This window comes from Acinetobacter sp. YH12072 (assembly GCF_013419565.1).
In the GTDB taxonomy this organism is placed as follows: Bacteria; Pseudomonadota; Gammaproteobacteria; order Pseudomonadales; family Moraxellaceae; genus Acinetobacter.
The window spans coordinates 1-7,972 of record NZ_VOZV01000062.1 but is presented as its reverse complement, the minus strand read 5'-3'; the positions used below and the strand labels follow the sequence as shown (position 1 = coordinate 7,972).

General features: G+C 36.6%; 6 protein-coding genes and 6 pseudogenes. 5 read left to right on the top strand and 7 right to left on the bottom strand.

Translation table 11 applies throughout. The annotated features are described in order from the left end of the window. Positions 1 to 118 (top strand): annotated as a pseudogene (locus tag FTU19_RS15515) (IS30 family transposase); the annotation flags it as partial. 242 nt (positions 119 to 360) lie between these two features. Here FTU19_RS15515 and FTU19_RS15510 read toward each other — a convergent pair. Together FTU19_RS15510 and FTU19_RS15505 are read right to left on the bottom strand one after the other, a co-directional pair. After that, positions 361 to 477, bottom strand: a pseudogene (locus tag FTU19_RS15510) (transposase); the annotation flags it as partial. A gap of 50 nt (positions 478 to 527) precedes the next feature. Next, the gene (locus FTU19_RS15505; RefSeq protein ID WP_004647716.1) at positions 528 to 1,733 is read right to left on the bottom strand and encodes an integrase arm-type DNA-binding domain-containing protein; all 1,206 of its coding nucleotides are present in this window, start codon (positions 1,731 to 1,733) and stop codon (positions 528 to 530) included. A gap of 302 nt (positions 1,734 to 2,035) precedes the next feature. Between FTU19_RS15505 and FTU19_RS15500 the strand changes: the two genes are divergently transcribed. Then, on the top strand, positions 2,036 to 2,467 hold the full coding sequence (locus FTU19_RS15500) for a PPC domain-containing protein (protein ID WP_004780041.1): 432 nt from the start codon (positions 2,036 to 2,038) through the stop codon (positions 2,465 to 2,467). Positions 2,468 to 2,585: 118 nt separating this feature from the next. Here FTU19_RS15500 and FTU19_RS15495 read toward each other — a convergent pair. The 3 genes and pseudogenes from FTU19_RS15495 to FTU19_RS15485 all read right to left on the bottom strand — a co-directional run. Further along, positions 2,586 to 3,551 (bottom strand): annotated as a pseudogene (locus FTU19_RS15495) (IS481 family transposase). Between the two features lie 202 nt (positions 3,552 to 3,753). After that, positions 3,754 to 4,104: a hypothetical protein gene (locus tag FTU19_RS15490; protein ID WP_004281821.1), complete on the bottom strand. Its 351-nt coding sequence runs from the start codon at positions 4,102 to 4,104 to the stop codon at positions 3,754 to 3,756. 151 nt (positions 4,105 to 4,255) lie between these two features. Beyond that, positions 4,256 to 4,624, bottom strand: a pseudogene (locus FTU19_RS15485) (integrase core domain-containing protein); the annotation flags it as partial. 59 nt (positions 4,625 to 4,683) lie between these two features. Between FTU19_RS15485 and FTU19_RS15480 the strand changes: the two are divergent. Together FTU19_RS15480 and FTU19_RS15475 are read left to right on the top strand one after the other, a co-directional pair. Beyond that, entirely contained in the window at positions 4,684 to 5,391 is a 708-nt protein-coding gene (locus FTU19_RS15480; protein WP_180032295.1) for an IS6 family transposase, read from the top strand. Positions 5,392 to 5,670: 279 nt separating this feature from the next. Next, positions 5,671 to 6,711, top strand: a pseudogene (locus FTU19_RS15475) (IS481 family transposase). Positions 6,712 to 6,764: 53 nt separating this feature from the next. Here the strand turns inward: FTU19_RS15475 and FTU19_RS15470 are convergent. Further along, a pseudogene (locus FTU19_RS15470) lies at positions 6,765 to 6,908 on the bottom strand (transposase); the annotation flags it as partial. A gap of 106 nt (positions 6,909 to 7,014) precedes the next feature. Next, positions 7,015 to 7,356 carry a hypothetical protein gene (locus FTU19_RS15465; protein ID WP_104472901.1) on the bottom strand — a complete coding sequence of 114 codons (342 nt, stop codon included), beginning with the start codon at positions 7,354 to 7,356 and terminating at the stop codon, positions 7,015 to 7,017. Between the two features lie 168 nt (positions 7,357 to 7,524). Between FTU19_RS15465 and FTU19_RS15460 the strand changes: the two genes are divergently transcribed. Further along, on the top strand, positions 7,525 to 7,972 hold a 448-nt coding region (locus FTU19_RS15460), incomplete at its 3' end, for a DUF4372 domain-containing protein (RefSeq protein ID WP_180052336.1).

Below are 7,972 nucleotides of genomic sequence, written 5' to 3'. Positions count from 1 at the left end.
AAACGAACAAATAGAGCAGATAGAATTTGCACTCAACCATCGTCCTAGAAAAACACTAGGTTGGTATACACCGAGTGAAGTTATGGCTGGTTTTTATACTGTTGCACTTGCCGCTTGAATCCGCCTTCTGCTTTAATCGCAGCAAGTGCTACCTTAGCTTTAAAATCATTTGAATGATTTCTTCTTGGTCTACGTGCCATAAAATACTCCATATATTGGTGTTTATAACATCATTTGGGGAGCAAAATATCACTTATAAGTGTTGTTCAAATTTCCTGATCCACCTCTAAATCCGACCAAAATTAAAAAATAGGCATGGGATTCAGCGGACGCTTACCGAGTTAAGAGAAATCATTATTGTGAACAGACTATTTCTCTAAGTTGATTCATCACAACATGTAATTTATAGCCATAGAACCGGCCCATTGAGCTTTTACCACGAGATGCAATTTTAGATAATGATTTATGGCGGTGAATAGGTTTGTGCAACAAAGCCTATTCTAATTAAAACTTGGATTTCATAACCATTAATTTACAGTACAACTATCAATAAAATCGCCCCACCATTGCATCATTTCCATACGCTGATTAAAATATTCTGCATGATTATAACTTGCACGGGTTTTATTTTTATCAGTATGAGATAGCTGTGCTTCAATCCAATTTGATTGAAATAAACCGGATTCATTTAATATGGTACTAAATGTCGATCGTAACCCATGAGAAGTTAATTCATTTTTAGTATATCCCATTTTTCTGATAATCAAGTTCAGGGTATTAAAATGAATAGGTTTATTATTGTTTCGGGGGCTAGAAAACACATATTTTTCGCCATGAGACCAAACGAGTGCTGATTTCACAACTTCAAGTGCTTGATCAGATAGTGGAACAAAAAAATCAGGGATATCATGACCTAAAATAACCTTTCTTCTATATTGTTTAATATGTAAGGCTGGTATTTTCCATATTTTTTTATCTAGATCGAAGTGATGTGGTTCACAAAGCAATAATTCTCCACCACGGACGCCTGTATATAATTTAAATAACAGGGCTTTTTTAATAATAGGATCTGTATTAATCTGATTTAATTTAGCTAAGAAATTAGATAGTTCATCTGAATTTAAATGAGGATAGTTTTTCTTAATCTTATTGTTGACTAATATTTTATGAAGTCCATGTGCAATATTATATTCACAATACCCCATCGCTACCGCATAATCATAAATCTGATTTAAATAACTATAGGCTTTCTTTACAGGTTCTTTTACATTTCTAGATTCTATATTTTTAATAATCTTAACTAGATCATATCTTTTAATTTCCATAAATGGCATTAGTCCAATATTTGGATAAACATCCTGATCTAAACATTTTTTTGCGAGCTGAATTACACCGCATCGTGGTTCATCTTCAAAGGAATTTTTAATTTTAAATTCTAACCACTCTTCACAAATATCCTGAAAAGTTTTGATGTATTTTTTATGCAGTGGTTTATTTTCATAATTATTAAATTTATATTCATCCCGGACTGATCTGGCCTCTTTCAAGGACATTACAGGATATTCACCCAACTTCATGCGAGGACGTTTATTTGTCCCTGCAAGTGAATAGCGGTAACTCCAAGATTTACGTCCGTTTGGTTCTACCTTCAAACTTAAGCCGTCATCATCTGCCAGAAAATAGATTTTTTCCTTTGGTTTAGCTTGACGTACCTTAATTTCAGTAAGACTCATGAATTTTTAACCTAACCACAAATGGCACTGCTCAATTCAATTATAGCAAATTTAAGCGATATTCATATGATGCGTATCATACGCATCACATATTTTTATAAGTAATTGTTAAATAAAATTTATATTTAGATTGGCTAGTCCTTAGTAACCAATTAATTAACCATTGATTTTGCAAGTCTTAAATTGGCATTTGAAGTGCAACCCCATGTTATGACTATTCACATTTCTGCTCCATGATTCATGGTTACTTATTAGTTATGTTATTATGTCAAGAGCGATACAAGAATTAGGGTAACCTTATTATGGAAATAGCGAATACGAAATTACTAGCTGGCGCTTTGATAGCCCTAACTTTAACTATAGTTAGCCCTGTCGTACTTGCAAATGATAACAATGATATACGGAAGACTATTGTAGTTAAGTTTGCTAAAAAAGCTTACTCTGCAAATTATTACGGAAGGATAGATGGATACAAGTATGATTCCTACAAATTTTATGCTAAAAAAGGGCAAAAGTTAAAAGTGAAGTTGACTGGAGGAAATGTTGAAGCTTACTTATGGGGTAATCAATTAAAAGACTCCATCAATCTTGGAGAATATTCTCCAGAGCTTGATGATAATGGTATTTATATTTTACCTGCTTCAGGTGAGTATGAAATTAGAGTATTACAACCTAGATCACAGGCAAGAAAAGATAAAAAACCTCAATACTGGATGAGTATTGACATTAAATAAAGACTTGCTAGATTTTTTTAAGCTTTTATAACAGGGTTCAAAAACTATTGCCAGTTAAACGGGGCGTGATTTTTATTCATATGTTTTTATATTAGTAAAAATGATATAGATACGTAACTCATAGAGATCGTTTCAATTTAACAATCTCTAAATACATCTTGTCATTGGCATGTTGAATCCGTTCATTTGAGGGGTCGTATTGCTTCTGGACTTCACCTAAGAAAGGAGTTTCTTCACATAATTCAAGTACCTTTCCATCGGTGTTTTATCTTTCAAAGCTGAATGTGGTCTCATCCAGTTATAGTAATGCTGCCATTCTGCCAGTTTGCTCTGAATTTCCTCTGAATCGATATCTACAGTAGCGTAGAACTCAGATTCATCAGTCTTTTGTGAGCGCTACCTTGCCATTCAGATGAGGTGAACCCGGTTTATTCGGCCTAAATTTGATCCCATACTGCATCATTTTTTCTGTACTTTTTCAGCAAAGAATTCTCGTCCACGATCGGTCCGTATTCGCTGTATGGGAAAAGGCATTTATTCAATTACACAGTTAAAAAGTCGAGTGTATTCGCAGCTGTTCGGCGTTTATATATCCTTAAAATGCGATATCGTGTGCAGTCATCGATAGATGTGTACTGATATAGTCCAGGACCCAGTTTACAGGTATCCATTTGAATTCTATCGCCTGGTAATGGACGTTCATAACAAATGTAATCTACTTTACGACGGAATTTTTTAATCGGTTTGACTTAATGGGTGGATAGTACTTTATGGATAGTCGCCAAGGACAACGAGACTCCGTGCAGCTCATTAATTCGGTTTGCAAACGTCGAGCACCAAGATTTCTAGCTGAGCGCATTTCCAATATTAAAGCTTCTAGCTCAGCATTGATTTTAGTATTTGGCGATTTCAAGGGACATTTACTATGACTACTTAATCCATCAATACCTTGTTCAGAATATCATTTCCACCACTTGCGTAAAGTTGGTCTAGAAATACCACATCTTCGACAAACCAGGCCAGCATTATTGGTCTCTTCAAATAATTTAACCCATACGAGTCTTTGTTGAATTTCTCTGTTCATAGACACCCATTATATTGAAGTGATGTCTATGAATCACACAGATTATCATAAGGCTTTTGCAACTGTCGCACCTCATGTTTGAATTCACCCATTAACAGAGTGCGAATTAGTCCTTGATCATGTTTGACCACATTTCAAGGAATAGTGTCCAACTTTCGGTATGTAGATTATGGTGTGGGGTTCTCTTAAAGTTTAAACCTTATTATTTTACTTCAGTAATGCTGATTGGCTGGTCTTTTACAAATTCAACAACCCCTTCACCACGTTTAAAGTGAATTGAAACTCCATTATTATTAGCTAAACGAATACCACTACCAGCAACTGTTTGCTTTAAACGATATACCATGCCTGAGTTATCAGTCATTAAAGCAGTTTCAAAGTTATCCGATGATTTCAGAAAAATTAATAAACCATTTGGACCAGAAAATTTAAGGACCTGCGTATCAGCTGAAGTATTGCTTGTAGCCTTATCTTGTAAAGTTTCAGTCTTTGGACTCGAAGTACACCCAGTCATTGCTAAAACTAACAAAGTTAAACTTAGAAAATATTTCATTTAACTACCTTTTTCATCTGTAAATCATAGGTGTATTTATACTAATTGTTATAATTTAACAATAAAACAGATATTACTTTTTTTTTACATAAAAAAGCCATAAATCGCATTTTGAACCTTACCGGATTTATCGGAGATTTTTTTATTTAAGTTAGGCCACCTGACCTAACGGGTTAATCTTATCATAGTACATTGCTTCAAACTCAAAAGGCGATACATAACCTAGTGCACTGTGTACATGCTTTTTATTAAACCAATCTACCCAATTTAATGTCGCAAGTTGTACATCTGCTAAACTTTGCCAATCTGCTTTTAAATATTCAATCATCTCTGTTTTGTATAAGCCATTCACTGTTTCAGCCAAAGCATTATCGTATGAATCACCAGTCGTACCGACTGATGCTCGTAAATTTGCTGCTTCTAAACGATTGGTATAGCGAATGGAAAGATATTGCATACCTCTGTGGGAATGGTGAATCACATTCTTTGGCATGCCTCGATCGTGCAATGCTTGCTCGGCACTGTTGCAAATAGCTATAGATGATAAGCTTAATATCCTTCTAGCTAAAAGTTCAGTATATGAATCCTTTCCATGGTCGGCATTTTCAGGGTGAAATTATTCTTTGGGCTGTGCGTTGGTACTGTAAATATGGCATTAGCTACCGTGAACTTCAGGAAATGCTTGCTGAACGTGGTGTAAATGTTGATCACACGACGATTTATCGTTGGGTTCAACGTTATGCTCCTGAAATAGAAAAACGTTTACGTTGGTATTGGCGTAATCCTAAAGAGCTAAGCTCATGGCATATTGATGAAACTTATGTAAAAGTGAATGGACAATGGTCTTATCTGTATCGTGCAGTCGACCAACGTGGCTATACCATTGATTTTTATCTCTCTTCTAGACGTAATACCAAATCAGCCTATTGTTTTCTTGGAAAAATTTTAAATAATGTGAAGAAATGGCAAATGCCACAAGTGATCAATACGGATAAAGCACCCACATACGGACGTGCTTTGTCACGGTTAAAACGGGAAGGAAAATGTCCACCGGATCTTGAGCACAGGCAGATTAAATACAAAAATAACGTGATCGAATGTGATCATGGCAAGTTAAAGCGAATTATCAAGGCGACCTTAGGCTTCAAATCGATGAAGACGGCTTATGCCACAATCAAAGGTATTGAAGTGATGCGTGCCCTCCTCCGTAAAGGTCAGGCTTCATTATTTTATTATGGTCAACCTCAGGGTGAAGTGTATCTAGTGAATAGAGTTTTCGGTCTCTAAGCACTTTTAACGAGAACATCATCGGCTCAAATCTATATTTGCAACAGTGCCGAAGAGGCTATAAAGGCTGCGGTGGATTTAAAAGCTAAAGCCATGATGCCAATGCACATTGGGCGTTTTTCACTAGCAAATCATGCATGGGATGAACCATTTAACAAATTAATCCAAACTGCTGAAATGTATTAGTTCAGACTTGATCGTACATTCTTCTTGAAAAAGAGAAAGTTACCCGTTTTGATAAAGGTGTCGAAATCTTAATCAAACAAAGGTAACTTTCTTATGTTGCATACTAACAATCAAATCATTAAACACAAAGTAGGTCTGCTTAATTTAGCTGAAGAGCTTCAGAATGTATCCAGAGCATGCAAAGTGATGGGCGTTTCAAGAGATACATTTTATCGCTATCAGGAATTAGTGAAGTCTGGTGATATTGACGCACTGATTAATAAGTCCCGTCGAGTACCAAATTTAAAAAACCGTGTAGATGATGCTACTGAACAGGCTGTTATTGATTTCGCAATTCAATATCCCGCATATGGTTAGCACCGTACTAGTAATGAATTACGCAAGAAGGGTGTATTCGTTTCAGGGAGTGGGGTTCGCTCTATATGGCTTCGTCATGATTTAGAAAACTTTAAGAAGCGTTTAAAAGCACTTGAGGCTAAAGTAGCACAGGATGGTATTGAATTAAATGATCAGCAGATTGCGGCACTTGAACGTAAGCATGAGGATGACGTTGCTTGTGGTGAAATCGAAACAGCTCATCCAGGCTATTTAGGCGCGCAAGACACCTTTTATGTCGGGAATCTCAAAGGTGTTGGACGAATCTACCAACAAACATTCATCGACACTTATAACAAGGTCGTTCATTGCAAGCTCTATACAACAAAAACACCGATTACAGCGGCTGATTTACTCAATGATCGTGTGTTGCCATTCTATCAATCTCAGGACTTACCAATGCTTCGCATTCTCACAGACAGAGGTACTGAGTATTGCGGTAAGGTAGAACAACATGACTATGAGTTGTATTTGGCAGTCAATGATATTGATCACACGAAGACAAAAGCAGCTTCCCCGCAAACAAATGGTATATGTGAGCGTTTCCATAAGACGATTTTGCAGGAGTTCTATCAAATTACGTTTAGGAAGAAGCTTTATAGCTCATTGGAAGAATTACAAGTTGATCTAGACGATTGGCTGAAATTCTATAATACTGAACGGACTCATCAAGGAAAAATGTGCTGTGGTCGTACACCACTTGAAACTTTACTTGATGGAAAACGGATTTGGGCTGAGAAGAATTTAGCTCAAATTTAACCTGACAGGCACAATAAAAAATGGGTAACTGTCAGATCAGGTTTGAGCTAGTACAAACTTGGGGCAATACCATATTGCCGTGCAACTGCTGATACCGATGAGCCCGCCTGCATGCTCAAGGCAACACACTGGGCTTTTTGTTCGGCAGTATAGCGACGGCGGCGCTGGTTGAATGTGATAACTTCGATATGACTCATAAGACACTCCTTAACCCTGGCTTTAGCACTAGGGCTTAATTAAAGGTGTCCGTTTTAATTGGTGAATAACACCCGATCTAAGATCTGGGCTTTATTTATTTCTACCTTACATTTCAACAAGTATTGATTCGCCTGTAGAACAGTCTCCATTACGCCATTGCCAATTTTCAATTAACTTAATTTTTCCATTGGCTTGGATCTCAATCTCAGTATTACATTCACCTATACGTAATTCATTCATCTCATTGATGTGGTGGTATGCCATAGTGAAAGTTTTTTCAGAAGTCATGAAACCTAGTAAATGTCCATTGGTAATACTGCCACCAGAATAGGTAGCTTCTATACGCTCACCTACTTGGTAATAATTAAAAATAGTCTCGTGAGATACTTCTCCATTAGATGTATTTTTAGCATTTACAAATTTTTTATTATTTAGATTTAAGTTCATTTCTGCTCTTTAATTTCCCTAAAATTGACATAATACACGTTATATGAAGTCGAAAAAGGGAGCTTTAAGCTCACTGCTGTCCCATAGTTTGCTTTAAATAAAAAAACCTGAGTCCTAACAGTTAAAATATGAGTGCAAACAAACACTTTAACGACCAGGATTCAGGTTTTGTCACATCAGAATACCGTATTTCATGAGCTAATTAAACCTGTTGTGCGACAGGATTTTGAACAACTTGCTAAAGTACACCATGTTGGACAGAAATTTAGAGCGGCTTCCCGGTGGGATCAGTTTATTGCCATATTGATGTCTCAATTCTCTTGTAGGCAAAGTCTGAGAGATATTCAATCCAATTTGGAGTGCCAACAGGAAAAGCTAAGTCATCTCGGAGCAAAGTCTATTCCCCGAAGCACGCTGGCACGAATCAATGAGCAGCAGCCTGCTGCCTTGTATCAACAGCTATTTTACAAGTTGCTTAAATACTATGACCACTCAAAAGTCGCTCATAAATTTCGCTTTAAGAATCCCTTGTATTCCTTGGATGCCAGTCATATTGACCTGTCGCTTTCCTTATGTGAATGGGCCAAAGTTCACGACTCAAAAGCCAGCATGAAAC

Coding starts and splice junctions, on each gene's coding strand:
- FTU19_RS15465 (WP_104472901.1), bottom strand. CDS start 7,356: ATGAACTTAAATCTAAATAATAAAAAATTTGTAAATGCTAAAAATACA.
- FTU19_RS15505 (WP_004647716.1), bottom strand. CDS start 1,733: ATGAGTCTTACTGAAATTAAGGTACGTCAAGCTAAACCAAAGGAAAAA.
- FTU19_RS15480 (WP_180032295.1), top strand. CDS start 4,684: ATGAATCCTTTCCATGGTCGGCATTTTCAGGGTGAAATTATTCTTTGG.
- FTU19_RS15490 (WP_004281821.1), bottom strand. CDS start 4,104: ATGAAATATTTTCTAAGTTTAACTTTGTTAGTTTTAGCAATGACTGGG.
- FTU19_RS15500 (WP_004780041.1), top strand. CDS start 2,036: ATGGAAATAGCGAATACGAAATTACTAGCTGGCGCTTTGATAGCCCTA.